Below are 20,247 nucleotides of genomic sequence, written 5' to 3'. Positions count from 1 at the left end.
TTCGTCCTGCTTCTCAATCGCAGAATATACAGTTGTTGGACTTCTTTGTGGGCGATGCCTAACGTGGACCGGGCAGTACTGCCCCGACCCGAGAGCGAACCCATGAAGACCATCGAACTCAGCGGCATCGAGCGTCCAGCACCCAACGTCGTGCTCGGCCTCATGCGCATCCAGGATCTCGACGACGACGCGGTGCGCATGCTCGTCCGCACCGCACGTGACGCCGGCATCGACTTCTTCGACCACGCCGACATCTACGGCCGCGACCTCCACGGCTGCGAGGTGCGCTTCGCCGAGGCGATGAAGCTCACGCCCTCGGAGCGGGCGGAGATCACCATCCAGACCAAGGCGGGCATCGTGCGCGAAGGCCCGTACTTCGACTTCTCGTACGAGCACATCGTCGAGTCGGTGGAGGGGTCGCTGCGCGCCCTCGACACGGATTACATCGACATCCTGCTGCTGCACCGGCCCGACGCCCTGGTCGAGCCCGACGAGGTCGCACGCGCGTTCGACGAGCTCGAGGCCGCGGGCAAGGTGCGCGCGTTCGGCGTCTCGAACCACACGCCGCGCCAGATCGATCTGCTGAAGAAGTCCGTGCGTCAGCCGATCGTCGCGAACCAGATCCAGCTGTCGATCACCCACTCCCCGACCATCGCGCAGGGTGTCGCGGCGAACATGCAGGGCGAGGAGCAGTCCGTCACGCTCGACGGCGGCGGGATCATCGACTACTGCCGCCTGCACGACATCGCGGTGCAGGCGTGGTCGCCGTTCCAGGCGGGCTTCTTCACCGGCGTGTTCCTCGACTCGCCGGACCACCCCGAGCTCAACGCCGCGATCGAGCGTCTCGCGAAGACCTACGACGTGCCGGCGATCGCGATCGCGGTGGCGTGGATCACCCGCCACCCGGCGCTCATGCAGGTGGTGCTCGGCACGACGAACCCCGAGCGGGTGAGCGGTGCCGCGGAGGGCTCCGACATCCCCCTCACGCGCGCGGAGTGGTACGAGCTGTTCCGCGCCGCGGGCTACCGCGTGCCCTGACACGTCGCCGGAATCGTCGAGCCCGGGCGTTTCCGCCGAGACCGAGGGCGACGTCCCCGGTCTCGGCAGGAATCCCCGGGCTCGCGACCGGCTGCGAGCCGGCTTACCGCCGGGAGAACTCCGAGGCGCGCTGGATCTGGTCGAGCGTCGGCGTGACGCCGGTGTACCGCTCGAACTGCCGGGCCGCCTGCAGCGCGATCACCTCGGCACCCGTGATGACCGCGATGCCGGCATCCCGAGCCGCCCGGATCAGCGGCGTCTCGGCGGGGTAGGCGACGACATCGAACACGGTCTGCGCCGCGGCGACGTGCTCCCGCGAGAACGATAGGGTGTCGGCATCCGCCCCCGTCATGCCGAGCGGGGTGACGTTCACCAGCACCGCGTGCCCGGGTGCCGGGTCGGTCGTCGTGCTGTGGTAGCCGTACTTCGCGGCGATCTGCTCGCCGGCCTCGGCGTTGCGGGCGACCACGGTCACATCGTCGAAGCCCGCACCGCGGAACGCGGCCACGACCGCCTTGCCCATGCCGCCCGACCCGCGCACGAGCACCGGAAGGGCGGGGTCGACCGCGTGCCGCTCGAGCAGCTCGGCGACGGCCTCGTAGTCGGTGTTCGAGGCGACGAGGCGCCCGCCGTCGTTGACGATCGTGTTCACCGACTCGATCGCCGCGGCGGAAGGCTCGATCTCGTCGACGAGCGGGATCACCGCCTCTTTGAACGGCATCGACACCGAGCAGCCGCGAATGCCGAGTGCTCGCACCCCGCCGATCGCCGCCTCGATGTCGTCGGTCGTGAACGCCTTGTAGATGAAGTTCAGCCCGAGCTCGTCGTACAGGAAGTTGTGGAACCTGGTGCCGATGTTCGACGGACGGGCGGCAAGGGATATGCAGAGGACCATGTCCTTGTTGAGAATGGGCACGGTGCCATTGTGCCGCGCCCCTGTGTCCGCCCCCAGGACGAGGATGCAGGGGGCGAGAGACGATCGCCGCCCCACCTCGAAGGAGAGCACAGGATGACCGCCATCGAATACCGCCGGCTCGAACCCGTCACCGTCTACGCGGCATCGGGCGTGGCGCCCGGCGGTGAGGACGTCCCCGCCGTGATCGACCGCATCTCGCCGCCGCTGCACGACGCCCTCGAGGCTGCGGGGGTCGACTACCGCGAGCCCGGAACGTTCTGGTACGAGTCGCTCGAGGGCGGCGACCTGCGCGTGTGGGTCTCGTGGATCGCCGGCGACGAGCCGGTCGAGGGCGACGGCTGGCAGGTCGTCGAGCTGCCCGCTGCCGAGCGCGCCGCCGTCACGACCTACCGCGGTGAGATGAGCGGCATCGGCGCCGCGTGGGGTGCCTTCATGCAGGCGGTCGCGGCCGACGGCGGCGAGTTCGACGGCCCCTGCCGCGAGGTGTACCTCCAGGCCGACGGCCCGCAGTCGACCTGGGTGACCGAGCTGCAGCAGCCTGTCGCCTGACCCGTCGCACCGACACGGAAACGGATGCTGCGGCCCGCAGCATCCGTTGCCGTGAACGTCACCGCGTCGCGAGCACCTCGACGAGCCGCTGGGCCGTCGCCACGCTCGACTGCGGATTCTGCCCGCTCACGAGGGTGCCGTCGGCGACGACGGTGACCGACCACGGCTCGCCCGACTCGACGATCGCGCCGAGATCGCGCAGCCGCGACTGAACGAAGTACGGCGAGGCGTCCTTGAGCCCGCCCTGGTGCTCCTCCTCGTCGGTGAAGACCGCGAGCCGGCGCCCCGCGAAGGCGAACGAGCCGTCCTCGCGCACGGCGCTCAGAAGCCCCGCCGGACCATGGCACAGCACGCCGACGACCGCGTCGCGGTCGACCGCGTCGACGAGGAGCCGCCCGAGGTCGGCATCGGTGGCGAGGTCCACCATCGGGCCGTGGCCGCCGGGCAGCGCGAGGGCGTCGTACTCGCCGATCTTCACGTCGGCGAGGGCGCGCGGGTGGGCGAGCAGGCTGTCGATCGACGCGAGGTAGCCGCGCAGCTCGTCCGCGGAGTCCCCGCCGAGGCTGCCGGGGTCGACCGGCGGGCGCACGCCGCCGGGCGTCGCGATGTCGACCGTGTGGCCCGCGGCGACGAGTCCGCGGTGCAGCTCGACGAGTTCCTCTGCCCAGAATCCGGTCGGGTGCGCCGTGCCGTCGTTGAGCGCGATGGCGTCCGCGCCGGTGACCGCCATGAGTACGTGTGCCATGTCTTCTCCTGTTCAGGTCGGCGACTCGCGCGAGCCGCCCACGAAGGGAACGGGGCATCCATCGGCATCATTTCCTATGCTGTAACCCAGTCATAGATTTCTTGATGGGTGGATGCTGCGTGCAAGAGCTCGATCTATTGCACACGTTCGTCGAGGTGCACCGCGCCGGGTCGATCACGGCGGCGGCCGCGCGGCTCGGCGTGAGCCAACCTTCCGTGAGCGAGCGGATCGTGCGGCTCGAGGCGGAGCTCGGCACGCCGCTGTTCACGCGCTCGGCGCGCGGAGCCGTCCCTACGCCCGCGGGCGACGCGTTGGCGGTGCGCGTGGCCGGGCCGGTCGACCGGCTGCGGGAGGTCTGGGCGACGCCGGCGACGACCGGGCCCGTCGACACGGTGCGCATCGGCGGCGCGAGCGACGTCGTGGCCGCGCGGGTCATCCCCGCCCTCGCGCCGCTCACCGGCCAGGGCGTGAGCCTCGCGTTCACGCTGGGCCTCGCGCACGACCTGCTCGCGCGACTCGCCGACGGCGAGCTCGACGTGGTGGTGTCGTCGGTGCGGACGCCGGTGCGCGGCATCCGCTATCGCGGGCTCGTCGACGAGGAGTTCGTGCTCGTCGGAGCGCCGGCGCTCGCCCGCACGATCGACCGGAAGCGCCTCGCGACCGACCCCGCCAGAGCGCTGCAGCACCTGCCGCTCGTGGCCTACGACGCCGACCTGTCGATCGTGCGCCGCTACTGGCGCAGCCAGTTCGGCCATCGACCCGCGAACGCCGTGGCGATCACGGTGCCCGACCTGCGCGGGGTGCTCGCGGCCGTTGTGGCGGGAGCAGGCGTCTCGGCGCTGCCGCGTTACCTCGCCGAGCCCGCCATCGGCGCGGGCACCGTCGAGGTGCTCCACCGGTCGGACGAGGCTCCGATCAACACGCTGCACCTCGCGATCCGGGCCGGCGAGCCGCCGTCGCCGGCGACCACGCGCGTCATCGACGCCCTCGTCGAGCGGGCGCGCGAGTGGGACGTGTTCTGAACCGGGCCCGCACACGACGACGCCCCGGGCCCGCCGGGGGCCCGAGGCGTCGTCGTGCGATTCGTCAGCGGTCGTCGGTGAACGCGTCCTTGATGTCGTCGCCGGCCTTCTTGATCTTGGCGCTGGCCTGATCGGCCACGCCCTCGGCCTGCAGGCGCTCGTTGTCGGTCGCGTCGCCGACCTTCTCCTTGACCTTGCCCTTCATGTCTTCGGCGTTGTGCTTGATGTCGTCATCCAGACCCATTTCGGATCCCCTTCCGTTTCGTGGTGACTTCGATGTGCGAGGCTCAGTACCGGACGCTGTCCACACCGTCGAGGCCGACCCGGTCGACGCGGCGGTGGTAGCTCATGCCCGCCATGCCGCCCAGGATCGCGGCGACGAGTGTGATCACTGCGGCGCCGATGGCGGTGAGGATGCCGGTGAGGGTAGCCGTGTCGGCAATCACCGGGATACGCGGGAAGATGTCGACGTTCGCGAGGATGTCCCACTGGCTGCCCGCGATCAGTGTGATCACAGCGACGACGATCGCGATGACGATCGCCCACAGCCAGACGGCCAAGCCCTGTTTGGCGCCGCTGAAGCGCGCCATCCGGCCGGCGACGTAGCCGCCGGCGAAGTAGGCCACGAACAGCACGAGGCCGATCGCGATCGCGCCGATGATGGTCGCCGCGCCGATGTCGTCTGTCGCGGCCTCGGCGGCGGCGTCGACCGCCCGGGGCGAGGTGAGGCCTGTGGCAGCGCCGATCGCCGCGACCACGGCGGTCAGCGCGACGAGCGCGCCCAGCGCCGTGAGCCAGCCGAAGAAGGCACTGCCGAACTTGATCCCGCCGAAGCGCTCGCGCTCGCGCGCGACGACGACGTCGCGCAACGATGCGTCGCGGTGCTCGGCGACGCCGTCGATGTCGCGGGCGCGGCGTGTCTCCTGGGCGTCGGGGACGCCGTCGCGGTCGCGGTCGGTCACCACGCCGGGCTCGCGGGTGGTGTCGGTCCGGGGGGTCGCGTCGAGAGGACGGGTGCGGTCAGCATCGGGGTCGCGGGTGAGGTCGCGATCACGAGCCACGTCCCCGTCGGTCCTCCGCGGGTCCGTCGTGCGGTGGTCGCGGTTGTCGGTGCTCATGACGTGAACGTATTCGGAGCCCGCCCGACACTCAGCCCGGTTGAAATTCGGCGTGCGGCGAGGTAGCCTCCGCGTCCTTTCCGCCCGGGCGGAAAGACTGGGAACCGTTCTCCCGGCTCCGGTGGGAAGACGCGCGCGGGCGTGGGAGCAGAATGGCGATATGGATGCCGTCGCCCCGATCGTGCGCACAGAGATGCCGTCGCCGAGCTACATCATGTCGGCCGAGGGATACCAGGTGGCCACGTACACGTGGGGCGAGCCGGACGCCGAGACCGTGCTGTGCGTGCACGGCTTCGCGTCGAGCTGCCGCGACAACTGGGTGGAGACCGGCTGGGTGCGCATGCTCACGAACGCCGGGTACCGCGTGATCGGCGTCGACCAGCGCGGCCACGGTGCGAGTGACAAGCCCGACGACCCGCTCGCATACTCGATGGGCGCGTTCGTCGCCGACCTCATCGCCGTGCTCGACACCTATCTCGTGGACGGCGTCCGCTACGTCGGCTACTCCTTGGGCGCCCGCGTCGGATGGCAGCTCGCGGTCGACGCGCCGGAGCACGTGAGCCGCGCGGTGCTGGGCGGCATCCCCGACGGGCGCCCGCTCGGCCGGCTGCGCATCGAGCAGGCGCGCGCGTATGCCGAACAGGGCATACCCGTCGAGGATCCCGTCACCCAGAACTACGTGAAGCTCGCCGAGCGCGTGCCCGACAACGACCTGCGCGCCCTCATCGCACTCGCCGAGGGCATGCGCTTCGGTGACGCCGACCCCGATCCCGAGCGGCCGCCGCGGCAGCGGGTGCTGTTCGCAACGGGGTCGGAGGACGCGATCCTCGAGCGCTCACGAGCCCTCGCGGCCACCGCGCCGAACGGCACCTTCCTCGAGATCCCGGGCCGGCACCACTTCAACGCGCCGGGGTCGCGCGTGTTCCGCGAAGCGGCCCAGGAGTTCCTCGCGACGGAGGGGAGAGCCGCATGACACACACGATCCGCATCGTCTACTGCACGCAGTGCGCGTGGATGCTCCGCGCGGCATGGATCGCGCAAGAGCTCCTCACCACCTTCCAGGACGAGCTCATGGGCGGCGGCGCGACCCTCGAGCCCGGCACGGGCGGGATCTTCGAGGTCTACGCCGATGACGAGCTCGTGTGGTCGCGCAAAGCCGACGGCGGCTTCCCCGACATCGTCGCCCTCAAACGTCGCGTGCGAGACCGCATCGCCCCCGGCCGCCCCCTCGGTCACGCCGACCGCGCGGCCGCTGCGCCGGCCGACCACGACCACTGACCTCACCGACGACGGCGGGGCGCAGCATCCGTATCGATGACGGATGCTGCGCCCCGAGGTGCGCCGGCCGTGAGAACTCAGGCCACCGCCGTGGCGACGAGCTCGCTGATCTTCTTCTCGACGGCGGGCGTCCAGGCGAGCACGGCGAAGCCGGTCGACCAGATGTCACCGTCGTCGAGACGGGCGGGCTCGTCGAAGTTGATCGTGGCGTAGCGGGTCTTGAACTTCGAGGCCGGCTGGGTGAAGACCACGACCTTGCCGTTCGCGTTCGCGTAGGCGGGGAAGCCGTAGAACGTCTTGGGCACGAGGTCGGGGGCGACCTCGCCGACCACCTTGTGCAGGCCTTCGGCGATCTCCTTGTCGGTGCCGTCGAGCTTCGCGATCGCCTCGAGCACCTGCTTCGTGCCCGCCTCGCGGCTCTTGCCCGCCTTGGCCTGGTCGCGCAGCTCCTTCGCGCGCTGCTTGACCGCCTCCCGCTCCTCCTGGGACAGGCCGTCCGATGTCGTCTTCGCCATGATGCTCTCCTCACGCTCGTGGGCGCCTTCGCGTCCCGTGATCCTCACGCTACCCACGGCGTTTCGGCGGTGCTTCTCCATTCCTGCTCGATCCCGGTGCCCCGCCGGTTGCGAGCATGGATGGGACGGATGCTGCGGCCCGCAGCATCCGTCCCGCGTCACCCCGTGGGTCTCACTCGAACCGCATCACGATGCGGCCGTCGATCCTGCCGTGCTCCATGCGCTCGAAGATGTCGTTGATGTCGTCGATCGACTCCACGGCGACGGTCGGGTGGATCTGGCCGCGCGCGTAGAAGTCGAGCGCCTCGATCATGTCCTGCCGCGTGCCGACGATGGATCCGCGGATCGTGATCGCGCGGAGGACGATGTCGAAGATGTCGGCGGGGAAGTCTCCCGGCGGGAGGCCGTTGAACACGATGGTCGCGCCGCGACGGGCGACGCCGAGGGCCTGGCCGAAGGCCTTCGGGTGCACCGCGGTGACGAGCACACCGTGCGCGCCGCCCGTGCGCTCCTGGACGACCGCGGCGGGATCCTGCGTGAGCGCGTTGACCGTGAGCTCGGCGCCGTGCTGACGGGCGAGCTCGAGTTTCGCGTCGTCGATGTCGACGGCGGCGACGCGCAGGCCCATCGCGCGCGCGTACTGCACCGCGATGTGGCCGAGGCCGCCGATGCCCGAGATCACGACCCATTCGCCGGGGCGGGCCTCGGTCATCTTGAGTCCCTTGTAGACGGTGACGCCCGCGCAGAGGATCGGGGCCACCTCGACGGGGTCGGCGCCCTCGGGGATGCGGGCGGCGAAGCGCTCGTCGACGAGCATGTACTCGCCGAAGCTGCCGTCGACGGAGTAGCCGCCGTTCTGCTGGTCGGGGCACAGCGTCTCCCACCCGGTGCGGCAGAACTCGCAGACACCGCAGGCGCTCCAGAGCCACGCGTTGCCGACGAGGTCGCCGACCGCGAGCGAGGTGACGCCGTCGCCGAGGGCCACGACGCGGCCGTAGCCCTCGTGGCCGGGGATGAGGTCGGACTTCGGTGCGACGGGCCAATCGCCGCGGGCAGCGTGGAGGTCGGTGTGGCAGACGCCGGTGGTCAGCACCTTGACCAGCGCCTGACCGGGACCGGGGGCGGGGATGGGCACGTCGCGCACGTGGAGCGGCCGGTCGGGCGCGGTGACCACGGCTGCGCGCATCGTGCCAGTAGGCGTCGCGGTGGCTGCGTGCGAGTCGGTCAGGATCGTCATCGATATCACTTCCCTGGGGCGGGCGTTCGCCGCCCTCTGATCCGACGGTAGGCGCGGGCACGTTGCACGACGTTGCAGTCCGAGCAGCCCGCGACAGGCGCTCCCTTGAACGGCGCCCGCCGCCCCTCTAGCGTGAGGTGTCACCCGACCGGCAGGAGCACCCCATGACCTCGCCCAGCGCCCCCGACCAGATGCACGCGATCTCGGCCGACACGCGTCACACCGTCGAGGATGTGCTCGAGTACGCGCGGCGCCGGGCGCTGTACGAGGACGTGCCGCTCGACAAGCCGATGACCCCACGCGACCTGGAGCGCCTGGCGTCCGGTTCGATCACGTCCGAGGGCATCGGCTCGCGGCGCGCGATCGCCCTCTTCGAGAACGTCCTCGCCCCCGCGTGCGTGTCGACCGACCACCCCGGGTACCTGTCGTTCATCCCCTCGGCCCCCAGCAAGGCCTCGCTCGCGTTCGACGTCGTGGTCTCGGCATCCGCCATCTATGGAGGCTCGTGGGTCGAGGGTGCCGGCGCGGTGTACGCCGAGAACGAGGTGCTGCACTGGCTCGCGAAGGAGTTCGGCCTGCCGGCGGGCGCGGGAGGCGTCTTCGTGCAGGGCGGCACGATCGGCAACCTCTCGGCGCTGGTGACGGCACGGGATGCTGCGCGCCGCCGCGCAGCCGAAGAGGGACGCCCGACCCCGCCCCGGTGGGTCATCGTGTGCAGCGCCGAGGCGCACTCGTCGATCGCGTCGGCGGCCGCGGTCATGGACGTCGATGTCGCGACGGCCGAGGTCGACGCGAACGGGCGCCTGCACGGCGAGGCGCTGGCGAGCGTGCTGGACCAGCACGGCGAAGCGGTGTTCGCGGTGGTCGCCACCGGCGGCACGACCAACTTCGGGATCGTCGACGACATCGCGAGCGTCGGAGCGGTGGCGCGCGAGCGCGGCATCTGGTTCCACGTCGACGGTGCCTACGGACTGGCGGCCATGCTCGTCGAGAGCATGCGCCCCGTCTTCGCGGGCGTCGAGCTCGCGGACTCGGTCATCGTCGACCCGCACAAGTGGCTGTTCGCCCCCTTCGACGCGTGCGCGCTCATCTACCGCGAGCCCGCTCTCGGGCTGTCGGCCCACACGCAGAAGGCCGAGTACCTCGACACCCTCACCGGCAAGCCGGACTGGAACCCGTCGGACCTCGCCATCCAGCTCACCCGCCGGGCGCGCGGCCTGCCGCTGTGGTTCTCGCTCGCCACCCACGGCACCGACCAGTACCGCGCCACGATCGAGTACGGCATCGACCTCGCCCGCCGCATCGCCGACGAGATCGAGTCGCGCGACGGCCTGTCGCTCGTGCGCGACCCGCAGCTGTCCGTCGTCGTGTTCCGTCGCGAGGGCTGGACGCTCGCCGACTACGAGGCATGGTCGGCCCGCCTCCTCGACGAGCAGCAGGCCTTCGTCGTGCCGAGCTCTCACGCGGGCGAGCCCGTGCTCCGCTTCGCGATCATCTCGCCGCTGACCACGTTCGAGCTTCTCACCGCGATCCTCGACACCCTGGACTGACCCGACGCCGGCAGCCGAGGTGCCGGAAGCTCTCAGGCGCGACGCACGTAGACTGGAGGCATCCGTTCCCACATCTGGGAACCCTCCGCTCCGCAGGAACACCGTGACCTCAGCCGCTTCCCGCACGTTCGCCGTGCGCCACGTGCAGCTCGCACGCGCCGCGTTCGCCGCGCTCGCCGCGCTCATGATCACGTTCTCTCCCGACCACTCCGCGCTGGTCGGCAGCTCCGTGTTCAGCGGGTTCACGATCGCGACCGGACTCGTGCTTCTGCTCGCGGTGTGGCTGGTCTACCCCAAGGGCCTCCGCTGGCCGTCGGCCGCGCTGGGCGGCGTCGCCGTCGTCGCGGGCATGGCGAGCGGCCTCTATCCGCTCCGCACCGTCACCGGCTACTTCGTCATCGTGATCGCATGGGCGCTCATCAGCGGCGTCATCGAACTCATCGCGGGCTGGCGCGGCCTCCTCGGCCGTCGCGAGCGACGTGAGATCGCGCCCGGTGTCGCTGACGCGCGGCCCGCCGCGCTGGTCGGTCCCCGTTCCGAGAGCCGCGACGCGGCGGTCGTCGGCGCCCTGACGATCCTCCTCGGCGTCGCACTGTTGTTCGTACAGCCCGCGTACGCGCTGGACTACACGATCGAAGAGGCGCACGCCACGTTCACCCTCACCGGCATCACGATCGGCGTCGGTCTGTTCGGCGGCTACGCCGCGATCGTCGCCGTGTACCTCGGCATCGCCGGCTTCTCGCCGCGCCCCGCAGAGGCCGATAACCCCGACCTCACGGCGGAGGCGTCCGCGTCCGCCGATCCCACCCCGCAGAAGGACTCCGCGTGAGCCACGAAAGCCCCACCCGCCGCGACCTCATGAAGCCCCTCCAGCTGCTCGGGCTGGCCTTCGCGGCCGCCCTGTTCGCGGGCATCGTGACCCTCGTGTCGATGGGCTTCTTCCAGCAGCGCGCCCCCGGCGAGGCCGAGCGCGCGGTCGTCACGGCCCTCGTCATCGCCGGCATCAGCTTCATCGCGGTGCTGCTCATCGTGTCGCTGCTGCTCCTCGCGGTCGACCCCGCGCAGGTGACGAAGCAGATCGACAAGCCGGTTCTCTTCGACGACGACTCCGACGGCCCCGAGCAGGATCAGAAGCCGGATGCCGCAGCATCCGGTGATCCGAAGGCCTGACTCCGGGCGACCGGTGCGGGTGGCGTCGTCGCCGCGTCGCGACGTTTCGACTCGCAAGCTCGCTCAACGACCGGGAAACACGTCGAGTACCCGGTCGTTGAGCGAAGGCGCTCTCGCGCCCGAAGTCGAAACGCCTCGCGATCCCGGCCCCGCCCGGGTCAGCCGAGCTCGTCGACCAGCTTCGAGGCGAGGCCGTCGTAGGTCGCCGGCGTGAGGGCGAGGAGGCGCTCCTTGGCCTCGTCGCCGATGTCGAGCCCGCGCACGAACTCCGCGAGCTCGGGGGCGCCGACGCGCCGCCCGCGGGTGAGGTCCTTGAGAAGTGCGTAGGGGTCGCTGATCTGCGAGCGGCCGGCCGCGATCTCGGCGCGCACGACGGTCTGGATCGCCTCGGCGAGCACCTCCCAGTTCGCGTCGAGGTCGGCCAGCAGCACGTCCTCGGCGAGGGAGATCTCCGTGAGGCCGCGCTGCAGGTTGTCGAGCGCGAGCAGCGAGTGCCCGAACGCGACACCGATGTTGCGCTGCGTCGTCGAGTCGGTGAGGTCGCGCTGCAGGCGGCTCGTGACGAGCGTCTGCGAAAGGGTGGCGAGCAGTCCGCCCGCGATCTCGAGGTTCGCCTCGGCGTTCTCGAAGCGGATCGGGTTGATCTTGTGCGGCATCGTCGACGAGCCCGTGGCGCCGGCGACCGGGATCTGCGTGAAGTAGCCGATCGAGATGTACGTCCAGATGTCGGTCGCGAGGTTGTGGAGGATTCCGCCGGCGTGGCGCGCGCGGTCGTACAGCTCGACCTGCCAGTCGTGCGACTCGATCTGGGTCGTGAGGATGTTGAAGTCGAGGCCCAGGCCCTCGATGAACGCGCGCGAGACCTCAGGCCAGTCGACGTCGGGAGCAGCCGAGAGGTGCGCCGACCACGTGCCGGTGGCGCCCGAGAACTTCGCCAGGTACTCGCCGCCCTCGATCTGGTCGGCGACGCGGGCGAGACGCCACGCGAACACACCGAGTTCCTTGCCCATGGTCGAGGGCGTCGCCGGCTGGCCGTGCGTGCGCGAGAGCATCGCGGCGTCGCGGTGGTTCACGGCGAGCTCGGTGAGCGCGGCGATGACGGCGCGCAGCTTCGGCAGCCACACGCGCTGCACGGCACGCTGCACCGTGAGGGCGTACGACGTGGAGTTGATGTCTTCGCTCGTGCACGCGAAGTGGGTCAGCTCGGCGATCGCGTCGAGCCCCAGCGTCGAGAGGCGGTCCCGCACCAGGTACTCGACGGCCTTGACATCATGACGCGTCACCGACTCCTTCTCGGCGAGCCAGTCGATCTCGGCCTGCCCGAACTCGAGGTACAGCGCGCGCAGGCGCTCCTTGTCGGCGTCGGCGAGGGGCGACGTGCCGAACAGCGAGCGGTCGGTGAGGGCGATGAGCCACTCGACCTCGACCTCGACGCGGGCGCGGTTCAGGCCCGCCTCCGAGAGGTACTCCCCGAGCTCGCCCACGGCGGGGCGGTAGCGCCCGTCGAGGGGACTCAGGGGCTGCCAGGGAAGAGGGGCAGAGTGGAGAGAAGTCACGGTGGCTCCCGTCGATGCCGTCGAAGACGCCGTCGATGCCGGTGCTCAGGGCACCGGGCGGATGGCGGGTTCGAGTTGCCGGAAGAGCGCCCGGCTCGCACTCTCGATCATACCGAGCACCTCGTCGAACATTCCGGGGCCCGCATAGTACGGGTCGGGCACGTCCATCGTGCGGGCGGCCGGATCGAACGACAGCAGCAGCGCGATCTTGTCGGCGTCACCCTCGCTGCGGGCCCAGCCACGCAGGATGCGCTCATGACTGCGGTCGAGTGCGACGACCAGATCGCTGCGCGCGAAGTCCGAGTGCGTGAACTGACGCGCGCGGTGGTGCGACCCGTCGTAGCCGGCGCGCTCGAGGGCCTCGATCGTGCGGAGGTCGGCCTGCTCGCCCACGTGCCAGTCGCCGGTGCCGGCGCTCGTCGAGGCGACGCGCGAGCCCAGGCCCGAGGCATCCGCGAATCCCCGGAACACCACCTCCGCCATGGGCGACCGGCAGATGTTGCCGGTGCACACGAACACGACGCGGAAGGGCGTCGCGTCGGTCGCGGTCATGGGTTCCATTCTGGACCGAGCGGACACCGAACGTTAAGGAGTTCTCCCTCGGAGGTCTTCCGATGACGGATGCTGCTCCCCTAGCTTGTGACGAACGGGCGGCGACCCCTGCCTGCCCGCGTCCCCAATCGCGATCCACCGATCGCTGTCGTTCGTGGAGGTTCCGTGTCCCATTCCCCCCGTAGAGTGGCAGCCGCGATAGCGGCTCTCTCCCTGGCTTCCGCAGGAGTCGTGGCTTTCGCCGTGCCCGCGGCCGCAGCATCCGGCGATCTGCTCATCAGCGAGTACGTCGAAGGCTCAGGGTTCAATAAGGCGATCGAGTTCTACAACCCGTCGGGTGCCGCCGTGGACCTTGCCGCCGACGGTTACGTCCTCCGGATCTACTTCAACGGCTCCGCCACCGCGACCACGCTCGCGCTGAACGGCACCGTCGCCGCGGGCGACGTCTTCGTCTTCGCCCAGCAGACGAGCGACGCGAATCCCGTGAACCCGGCGATCATCGCAGCGTCCGACCAGACCACCACGGCGAGCCTGTGGAACGGCGACGACGCCGTCGCGCTCGTGAAGAACGGCGTCGCGGTCGACGTCATCGGCCAGATCGGCGTCGACCCGGGCAGCGAGTGGGGCGCCGGGCTCACGTCGACCGCCGACAACACGATTCGCCGCAACGCGAGCATCCTCGTCGGCGACGCCGACGGCTCCAACGCTTTCGACCCCGCCGTCGAGTGGACGGGATACGCGTCCAACACCTTCGACGGCCTAGGCTCGCACGGGCAGGACACCGAGCCCGACCCCGATCCGGTCGCGGACTGCGCGGCCGCCCCCGTGACGATCGGCTTCGTTCAGGGCTCCGAGGCGGCGTCGCCGATCCAGGGACAGGACGTGCTGATCGAGGGCGTCGTCGTCGGCGATTTCCAGACCGGCGGTTTCGACGGGTATTACGTGCAGGACGCCGGTGACGGCAACCCCGCCACCTCGGACGGCGTGTTCGTGTACCAGCAGGATGCGGACAACGCACCGGGCAACGGCGACGGCATCACCGACGTCTCTGTCGGCGACGTCGTCAGCGTGGCAGGCGACGTCGCCGAGTACTTCGGCCTCACGCAGATCGCGGCCGCCGACGTCGAGGTGTGCGCGACCGGGCAGGCGCTGCCGGCGCCGGCCCAGCTCGCCCTGCCGGCGACGACCGCGCAGCGCGAGGCGCTCGAGGGCATGTCCGTGACGCTGCCGCAGAACCTCGCGATCGGCGAGACGTTCGAGTACGGCCGCTTCGGCACGATCACGCTCACCAACGGGCGCCTCGACCAGCCGACCGCGGTCGTCGAGCCGGGGGCAGCGGCGAACACACTCGCCGCGGCCAACCTCGACAACAGCATCACTCTCGACGACGGGCGCGGCAGCCAGAACCCCGACCCCGCCATCCACCCGGACGGTGAGATCTTCACGCTCGACCACTCGTTCCGCAGCGGCGACCTCGTGCAGAACGCCGTCGGCGTGCTCGACTACCGTTTCGACACGTGGGGCGTGCAGCCGACGGACGGTGCCGACTTCACCGTCGCGAACGCGCGTCCGGCGGTGCCCGACGTGGGCGGCGATCTGAAGATCTCGAGCTTCAACGTGCTGAACTACTTCACCACGATCGACCCCACCCCGACGGACGACCGTGACGACGACCGCACCCGCGGCGCCGACTCGGAGGAGGAGTTCCAGCGGCAGCAGGCCAAGATCGTGGCGGCGCTCGCCGAGATCGACGCCGACGTGTTCGGTCTGCTCGAGATCGAGAACAACGGCACCGCGGTTCAGGCGCTCGCCGACGCGCTCAACGCAAAGGTCGGCGCAGGCACCTACGTGCCGGTGACGACCGGAGTCATCGGCACCGACGCCATCGCCACGGCCGTCATCTACAAGCCCTCGACGGTCACCCCGGTCGGGGCGTACCAGCTCATGACGAGCGCCGTCGACCCGACCTGGTCGGACGATCGCCACCGTCCCGCCCTCACGCAGCGGTTCGCGGCGAATGAGTCGGGCGACGAGTTCGTCGTGTCGGTCAACCACCTGAAGTCGAAGGGCTCGGCGTGCAGCGAGAGCCCTGATCTCAAGGACGGCCAGGGCAACTGCAGTGAATCCCGCACGGCCGCGGCCAAGGCGCTCACCAACTGGCTGAACACCACGGTTGCGCCCGACGGGCGGGCGATCGTGATCGGAGACCTGAACTCGTACGACTACGAGGACTCGATCGACGCGTTCGTCGCGGGCGGCTTCACCGACCTGGAGAAGCAGTTCAACGGCGACCACGCGTACTCGTACGTCTTCGACGGGCAGCTGGGCTACCTCGACTACGCGCTGGCGCAGCCCGCGCTGACCGCCGACGTGTCGGCGGTGTCGTCGTGGCACATCAACGCCGACGAGCCGAGCCTGATCGACTACGACATGTCGTTCAAGCTGCCGGCGCAGGACGCGCTCTACGCACCCGACCCGTACCGGTCGAGCGACCACGACCCCGTGATCGTCGGGCTGAACCTGACGCCCGACACGACGGATCCCACCGTCGAGGTGGCGGTCGACCCGTCGCACGTGTGGCCGCCGAACAACAAGATGCGCACGATCGAGTTCACGATCGACGCCGCCGATGACCGTGGCGAGGTGAGCGTCGAGCTCACCGATGTCAGCGACACCGGCGCCAAGGCGTCGTGGACGCAGGTCGACGACGACACGTTCGAGGTCAAGGCCGTGCTCGGCGCCGTCTACCGCTTCACCTGGACGGCGACGGATGCTGCGGGCAACACCGCGACCGAGACCGTCGAGGTGGCCGTCGGCCGATAGTCCGCGACAGCGCGGCCCGGAGGGGCGTCGTTCCGAGGAGCGGCGCCCCTCCGGCGTGTGTGCGGGCTCCTCCACAGCAGGCCCGGCCCGCGAGCTGTGAACAGATCGCAGCCGACGCCTCCCGCCGCCGGCCCCCCGGCGCGACGATCGACGCGTGACACTGCTTCCACCGACCGCCGCCGCATCCATCCAGCTCGCCGAAGCGGCGCGTGAACTCGCACGGCTCATCGACCGGATCGCGGATGCCGCACTCGTCGCCCGCGGACTCGCCGACGCCGTCGACTGGCAGGCGAAGGCGGCGACGGCGTTCCACGATCGGGCGACGATGTGGGCCGGCGACGTCTCAGGGCTCGCGTGCCTGGCCGAGAACGCCCGGTACGACGTGACCCGGGCGCAGGACCGTGCCGCCTTCGCGGAATCCTTCGCCGGCCTGCTCCTGGGGGCGCAGCGATGAGCGACGCGAAGCCCATCCCGGATCTCCACAACCCCGACCTGGCGCCCGAGGTGGGGCGCCTCGGCCCGAACGAGGGCCTCATCGGCCTGCTCGCCGAGCACTGGCCGCGGGTCGACGACGGCCTGCAGATCCGCGGCGGCGGTGCGGTGTCCGTCGACACGGCGACGCTCTGGGCGGCCGCGGTCCGCTTCGACACCGCCCGGGAGGAGCTCGCCGCGATCGCAGTGCGACTTCGCACGCTGCGCGCGGAGCTCGGGGCGCTGCCCGAGCACACCGCCGATGCCCGGGCCTCGGCTTCCGTGCTCGCCGCGCAACTCGACGGCGTGCAGACGGAGGCCGATGAGATCGCCGCGGCGCTGCGGGAAGCCGGCTGCGCGTACGAGATGGTCGAGATCGAGGCGGAGCACCGCGCCGCCGTGCTCGCGGGCGACGCCGCCCGGGCGCAGCGCCTCGACGCCCGGATGACCGCGCTGGTCGACGCGCATCCGGACGCATGGCGGATGGCGCTCGGAGCCCAGTTCGAGCGCGCCGTCATGTGGCCCTCCGAGCTCGTGCGCCAGGCGACCCAATGGGGCGTGGCGGTGGGCGGCGAGGTCAGCGACCCGGGCTCGGTCGTGGTCGGCGGCGCAGCCGGGCTGCTCACCCTCGGCGGGGCCGCCCTCGCGGGGATCGCGGGCGCGGGGCGGCTCGCGAGGGACGCGCGGCTCTCGGGTACGGCAGGCCCGGTCACCGTGACGCGCGTCGCGCCCGCGTCTCCGGTCGTCGGCGCGGCCGGTGCCTCGATCGGCGCGGGGACCCCGCCGTCGCGGTCGCCCGCGGCCGTGGCGCCGCGGAGCCTGGCCGCCGTGACCGAGCGGATGCCCGGGGCCGGCGACTCGCGGGTGCGTGTCGAGCGGTACACGATGCCCGACGGGTCGCGGCAGTACGCGGTGTACCTCGCCGGCATGCAGTCGTTCGACGTCGGCGGCGACGAAGCGTGGGACAACGCGTCCAACCTCGAGCTGTACGCGGGGAACGTGTCGGACTCGTACGCGGCGACCGAGCTCGCCCTCGCGCAGGCGGGCGTGCGGCCGGGCGACGCCGTGCACGTGTTCGGGTTCTCGCAGGGCGCGATGATCGGCGCGCACCTGGCGCTGGAGGGCGATTACGACACGCGGACGCTGGTGTCCATCGGGTCTCCTGTCGACGCCGACGTCGGGAGCGGAACGCTCAGCGTGACGCTGCGGCACACCGACGATCCGGTCGCCGGGCTCGCCGTCGGCGGCCACGCGGCCGCGGTCGGCGCACCCGGGAGCTTCGTCGCCGAGCGGGTCTTCGATCCGGACGCCGGCACGGACGAGCCGCGGCTGCCGGCGCACCGGCTCACCGCGTACGCCGAGACGGCGGCGCTCGTCGACGCCTCGGCGGACCCCCGGGTCGGCGCCCTGCGCGATGTGCTGGCCGAGCTCTCACGCGCCGATTCGGTCGAGGTCACCGAGTACGCGGCGACGCGCGGTGCGGGCTGAGTCAGTCCTTGCGCGGGCGGATGACGATGCCGACGACCCAGTTGATGAGGGTGATGATGATCGCCGCGACGACGCCCCACCAGAAGTCCTCGACGCGCAGGCCCCAGTTCCAGAAGCTCGTGAACCACGCGGTGAGCCACAGCAGGAACGCGTTGATGAGGAGGCCGATGAGACCCAGCGTCAGGATGTAGAGCGGGAACGCCAGCACCTTGATGACCGTGCCGATGATCGTGTTCACGAGCGCGAAGATCGCGGCGACGATCAGCAGGGTCAGGATCAGCTGGAGCGTCTCGCCCGGCGGGAACGGGATGACCGAGACCTGGAGCGCCGGGATCAGGGTCACGACCCCGATCGCGAAGGCGTTGATGACCACGCGGATGAGGAAGCCCATAGTGGGCCCAGTCTTCCACGGCCTTCCCACGGGCCGATAGGAGCAAACCGATGCCCTTGATACCGAATTGGTACCGACTTACCCTGAGGGCATGGCCATGACTGTCCGGCTCCCCGAAGAACTCGACCGTGCGCTCGACGCGATCGCCGAGGCGGAGCACGTCTCGAAGCACGCGCTGGTGCTGCAGGGCGTGGAGCTCATCATCGCCCGACGCGGTCGCCGCGCGGCCGTCGACGAAGCCGTCGACTTCGTGCTCAGCCACGACGCCGAGCTTCTTCGTCGGCTCGAAGACGCGTGACCGAGTTCCTCACCCTTGACGACGCGCTCCACGTCTCGTCGAGACTGGGATTCCACATCAGGGACGCCGGGCTGCTCGCCTCTGCGCTCGCGCGGCCGGCGACCACGCTCTTCGGAGGTGACGCTTATGCTTCGCTGAGCCTCAAGGCCGCCGCGCTGCTCGAGAGTGTTGTACGCAATCACCCGTTCGTCGATGGCAACAAGCGCAGCGGCTGGACGCTCAGCGTCACCTTCCTGTGGGTCAACGGGTATCGCCACGACATGACCACGGAGGAGGGATTCGACCTCGTGGTGGGGGTCGCGGAGGGGTGTGTCGACCTGGAGTCCTCGGCGCGGACGTGGGAGGCGCATCTGATCCCCCGCTCGTAGACTCGGGGCGTGACCGACGCCCCTGAGATCCCCGTCCGCGTCCGCCCGGAGGTCGCCGCCCTGCCGCCGTATAAGCAGGGCCGGCAGGCCGGTGCAGACGCGTTCAAGCTGTCGAGCAACGAGAACCCCTTCGACCCGCTGCCCGGCGTGCTCGAGCGCGTGCGGAACGCGTCGGCGCTCAACAGATATCCGGATGCTACGGCCGCGCGCCTGCGGGAGCGCCTGGCCGAGCGGTTCGGGGTCGGTGCCGACTCGATCCACATCGGCGCCGGCAGCGTCTCGATCCTCGCTCAGCTCGTCCTCGCGACCTCCGGTCCCGGCGACGAGGTCATCTACGCGTGGCGGTCGTTCGAGGCCTACCCGTGGCTGGCCGTCGTCGCCGGCGCGACCGCGGTGCAGGTGCCGCTCGCCGAGGGTGCCCGCCACGACCTCGACGCGATGGCGGCCGCGATCACCGACCGCACCCGCGCGATCATCGTGTGCAGTCCCAACAACCCGACCGGCCCGATCGTCAGGCAGGCCGAGTTCGACGCCTTCGTCGAGAAGGTGCCGTCCGACGTGCTGGTGATCCTCGACGAGGCGTACGCCGAGTTCGTCACCGACCCCGAGTCCGTCGACGGGCTCCGCGTGCTCGGCGGGTCGGGCCGCCCGAACGTCGTCGTGCTCCGGACGTTCTCGAAGGCCTACGGACTCGCCGCGCTCCGCGTCGGCTACGCGATCGGTCACCCGCGCGTGCTGGACGCGGCCCGCAGCACCGCGATCCCGCTGTCGGTCACGGCCCACGGCGAGGAGGCCGCGCTCGCGAGCCTCGACGCCGAGGAGGAACTGCTCGAGCGGGTGCGCGTCATCGCCGACCGCCGCGACCGGCTCGCCGAGGGGCTCCGCACCGCCGGCTGGGACGTTCCGGCGGCGCAGGGCAACTTCGTGTGGCTGCCGACCGGCGATGACACCACGGCCTTCGCGGCGACGTTCGAGGAGGCGGGGCTGATCGTGCGGCCGTTCGCCGGCGACGGCATCCGGATCTCGGTCGGCGAGGAGGAATCCGTCGAGAAGGTGCTCCGGATCGCGGCGACCGTCGCCGCTCGCCACGAGGGATGAGCGCGGGTGCGTTTGTCGATCGCGTCCGGTGGATCTCGGTATCCCTTGTCGAACGCATGCAGAA

Annotated in this window: 23 protein-coding genes; 14 read left to right on the top strand and 9 right to left on the bottom strand. The window is 70.8% G+C overall.

The window, feature by feature from the left end:
- Window positions 1–102 precede the first annotated feature (102 nt).
- Window positions 103–1,038, top strand: a complete 936-nt coding sequence (locus ACEYYH_RS21080; protein WP_374976230.1) for an aldo/keto reductase family oxidoreductase — start codon at window positions 103–105, stop codon at window positions 1,036–1,038.
- A 103-nt stretch (window positions 1,039–1,141) separates the two neighbouring features.
- On the opposite strand, the gene ACEYYH_RS21075 is transcribed toward ACEYYH_RS21080, so the two are convergent.
- The gene (locus tag ACEYYH_RS21075) at window positions 1,142–1,954 is read right to left on the bottom strand and encodes a shikimate 5-dehydrogenase (RefSeq protein ID WP_374976229.1); all 813 of its coding nucleotides are present in this window, start codon (window positions 1,952–1,954) and stop codon (window positions 1,142–1,144) included.
- Between the two features lie 93 nt (window positions 1,955–2,047).
- Here ACEYYH_RS21075 and ACEYYH_RS21070 point away from each other — a divergent pair, with 93 nt between their 5' ends.
- Window positions 2,048–2,503 carry a GyrI-like domain-containing protein gene (locus tag ACEYYH_RS21070; protein WP_374976228.1) on the top strand — a complete coding sequence of 152 codons (456 nt, stop codon included), beginning with the start codon at window positions 2,048–2,050 and terminating at the stop codon, window positions 2,501–2,503.
- Between the two features lie 58 nt (window positions 2,504–2,561).
- Here ACEYYH_RS21070 and ACEYYH_RS21065 read toward each other — a convergent pair whose 3' ends face one another.
- Complete coding sequence (locus ACEYYH_RS21065) at window positions 2,562–3,248, bottom strand: type 1 glutamine amidotransferase domain-containing protein (protein ID WP_374976227.1); 687 nt, start codon at window positions 3,246–3,248, stop codon at window positions 2,562–2,564.
- 119 nt (window positions 3,249–3,367) lie between these two features.
- Between ACEYYH_RS21065 and ACEYYH_RS21060 the strand changes: the two genes are divergently transcribed.
- Window positions 3,368–4,270: a LysR family transcriptional regulator gene (locus ACEYYH_RS21060; protein WP_374976226.1), complete on the top strand. Its 903-nt coding sequence runs from the start codon at window positions 3,368–3,370 to the stop codon at window positions 4,268–4,270.
- 64 nt (window positions 4,271–4,334) lie between these two features.
- On the opposite strand, the gene ACEYYH_RS21055 is transcribed toward ACEYYH_RS21060, so the two are convergent.
- Together ACEYYH_RS21055 and ACEYYH_RS21050 are read right to left on the bottom strand one after the other, a co-directional pair.
- On the bottom strand, window positions 4,335–4,514 hold the full coding sequence (locus tag ACEYYH_RS21055) for a CsbD family protein (RefSeq protein WP_116195203.1): 180 nt from the start codon (window positions 4,512–4,514) through the stop codon (window positions 4,335–4,337).
- A gap of 43 nt (window positions 4,515–4,557) precedes the next feature.
- Window positions 4,558–5,388: a hypothetical protein gene (locus tag ACEYYH_RS21050; protein ID WP_374976225.1), complete on the bottom strand. Its 831-nt coding sequence runs from the start codon at window positions 5,386–5,388 to the stop codon at window positions 4,558–4,560.
- 160 nt (window positions 5,389–5,548) lie between these two features.
- Here ACEYYH_RS21050 and ACEYYH_RS21045 point away from each other — a divergent pair, with 160 nt between their 5' ends.
- Together ACEYYH_RS21045 and ACEYYH_RS21040 are read left to right on the top strand one after the other, a co-directional pair.
- Window positions 5,549–6,361, top strand: coding sequence for an alpha/beta fold hydrolase (locus ACEYYH_RS21045; protein ID WP_374976224.1), 813 nt, complete (start codon window positions 5,549–5,551; stop codon window positions 6,359–6,361).
- Window positions 6,358–6,666, top strand: a complete 309-nt coding sequence (locus ACEYYH_RS21040; RefSeq protein WP_374976223.1) for a SelT/SelW/SelH family protein — start codon at window positions 6,358–6,360, stop codon at window positions 6,664–6,666. The genes ACEYYH_RS21045 and ACEYYH_RS21040 overlap by 4 nt, the downstream gene beginning before the upstream one ends.
- Before the next feature lie 77 nt (window positions 6,667–6,743).
- Here ACEYYH_RS21040 and ACEYYH_RS21035 read toward each other — a convergent pair whose 3' ends face one another.
- The gene (locus ACEYYH_RS21035; protein ID WP_116196919.1) at window positions 6,744–7,181 is read right to left on the bottom strand and encodes a hypothetical protein; all 438 of its coding nucleotides are present in this window, start codon (window positions 7,179–7,181) and stop codon (window positions 6,744–6,746) included.
- Between the two features lie 172 nt (window positions 7,182–7,353).
- Window positions 7,354–8,418: an alcohol dehydrogenase AdhP gene (gene adhP / locus ACEYYH_RS21030; protein ID WP_374976222.1), complete on the bottom strand. Its 1,065-nt coding sequence runs from the start codon at window positions 8,416–8,418 to the stop codon at window positions 7,354–7,356.
- Window positions 8,419–8,582: 164 nt separating this feature from the next.
- Here adhP and ACEYYH_RS21025 point away from each other — a divergent pair, with 164 nt between their 5' ends.
- From ACEYYH_RS21025 to ACEYYH_RS21015, 3 genes are all read left to right on the top strand, one after another.
- Entirely contained in the window at window positions 8,583–9,968 is a 1,386-nt protein-coding gene (locus tag ACEYYH_RS21025) for a pyridoxal phosphate-dependent decarboxylase family protein (RefSeq protein WP_374976221.1), read from the top strand.
- Window positions 9,969–10,071: 103 nt separating this feature from the next.
- Window positions 10,072–10,797, top strand: a complete 726-nt coding sequence (locus ACEYYH_RS21020) for an acyl-CoA synthetase (protein WP_374976220.1) — start codon at window positions 10,072–10,074, stop codon at window positions 10,795–10,797.
- A complete protein-coding gene (locus ACEYYH_RS21015) occupies window positions 10,794–11,138 on the top strand; it encodes an amino acid transporter (RefSeq protein ID WP_374976219.1) in 345 nt (114 codons plus the stop codon). The genes ACEYYH_RS21020 and ACEYYH_RS21015 overlap by 4 nt, the downstream gene beginning before the upstream one ends.
- Window positions 11,139–11,296: 158 nt before the next feature.
- Here the strand turns inward: ACEYYH_RS21015 and purB are convergent, their stop codons facing one another.
- Window positions 11,297–12,694 (bottom strand): adenylosuccinate lyase, encoded by a 1,398-nt coding sequence (purB, locus tag ACEYYH_RS21010; protein ID WP_374976218.1) that lies wholly within the window; start codon window positions 12,692–12,694, stop codon window positions 11,297–11,299.
- Window positions 12,695–12,739: 45 nt separating this feature from the next.
- Complete coding sequence (locus ACEYYH_RS21005) at window positions 12,740–13,246, bottom strand: low molecular weight protein-tyrosine-phosphatase (protein ID WP_374976217.1); 507 nt, start codon at window positions 13,244–13,246, stop codon at window positions 12,740–12,742.
- A gap of 231 nt (window positions 13,247–13,477) precedes the next feature.
- On the opposite strand from ACEYYH_RS21005, the gene ACEYYH_RS21000 reads away from it, so the two are divergent.
- The 3 genes from ACEYYH_RS21000 (at window position 13,478) to ACEYYH_RS20990 (ending at window position 18,028) form a co-directional block, all read left to right on the top strand.
- Complete coding sequence (locus tag ACEYYH_RS21000; protein ID WP_374976216.1) at window positions 13,478–16,069, top strand: ExeM/NucH family extracellular endonuclease; 2,592 nt, start codon at window positions 13,478–13,480, stop codon at window positions 16,067–16,069.
- Between the two features lie 154 nt (window positions 16,070–16,223).
- Window positions 16,224–16,523, top strand: a complete 300-nt coding sequence (locus ACEYYH_RS20995; RefSeq protein ID WP_374976215.1) for a hypothetical protein — start codon at window positions 16,224–16,226, stop codon at window positions 16,521–16,523.
- Window positions 16,520–18,028 (top strand): hypothetical protein, encoded by a 1,509-nt coding sequence (locus ACEYYH_RS20990; RefSeq protein ID WP_374976214.1) that lies wholly within the window; start codon window positions 16,520–16,522, stop codon window positions 18,026–18,028. Before ACEYYH_RS20995 ends, ACEYYH_RS20990 begins: the two co-directional genes overlap by 4 nt.
- Before the next feature lies 1 nt (window position 18,029).
- Here ACEYYH_RS20990 and ACEYYH_RS20985 read toward each other — a convergent pair whose 3' ends face one another.
- The gene (locus tag ACEYYH_RS20985; RefSeq protein ID WP_374976213.1) at window positions 18,030–18,419 is read right to left on the bottom strand and encodes a phage holin family protein; all 390 of its coding nucleotides are present in this window, start codon (window positions 18,417–18,419) and stop codon (window positions 18,030–18,032) included.
- Window positions 18,420–18,510: 91 nt separating this feature from the next.
- Here ACEYYH_RS20985 and ACEYYH_RS20980 point away from each other — a divergent pair, with 91 nt between their 5' ends.
- From ACEYYH_RS20980 to ACEYYH_RS20970, 3 genes are read left to right on the top strand one after another with little or no spacing between them, the layout of a single operon-like run.
- Window positions 18,511–18,717: a ribbon-helix-helix protein, CopG family gene (locus ACEYYH_RS20980; RefSeq protein WP_374976212.1), complete on the top strand. Its 207-nt coding sequence runs from the start codon at window positions 18,511–18,513 to the stop codon at window positions 18,715–18,717.
- Window positions 18,714–19,085 carry a type II toxin-antitoxin system death-on-curing family toxin gene (locus ACEYYH_RS20975; protein ID WP_374976211.1) on the top strand — a complete coding sequence of 124 codons (372 nt, stop codon included), beginning with the start codon at window positions 18,714–18,716 and terminating at the stop codon, window positions 19,083–19,085. Before ACEYYH_RS20980 ends, ACEYYH_RS20975 begins: the two co-directional genes overlap by 4 nt.
- A 9-nt stretch (window positions 19,086–19,094) precedes the next feature.
- Window positions 19,095–20,183, top strand: a complete 1,089-nt coding sequence (locus ACEYYH_RS20970) for a histidinol-phosphate transaminase (protein WP_374976210.1) — start codon at window positions 19,095–19,097, stop codon at window positions 20,181–20,183.
- Window positions 20,184–20,247: the final 64 nt, after the last annotated feature.

Source organism: Microbacterium trichothecenolyticum (assembly GCF_041938625.1).
Lineage (GTDB): Bacteria > Actinomycetota > Actinomycetes > Actinomycetales > Microbacteriaceae > Microbacterium > Microbacterium trichothecenolyticum_D.
The sequence above is the reverse complement of the archived record's forward strand: the minus strand, read 5'-3'. Positions and strand labels throughout refer to the sequence as shown.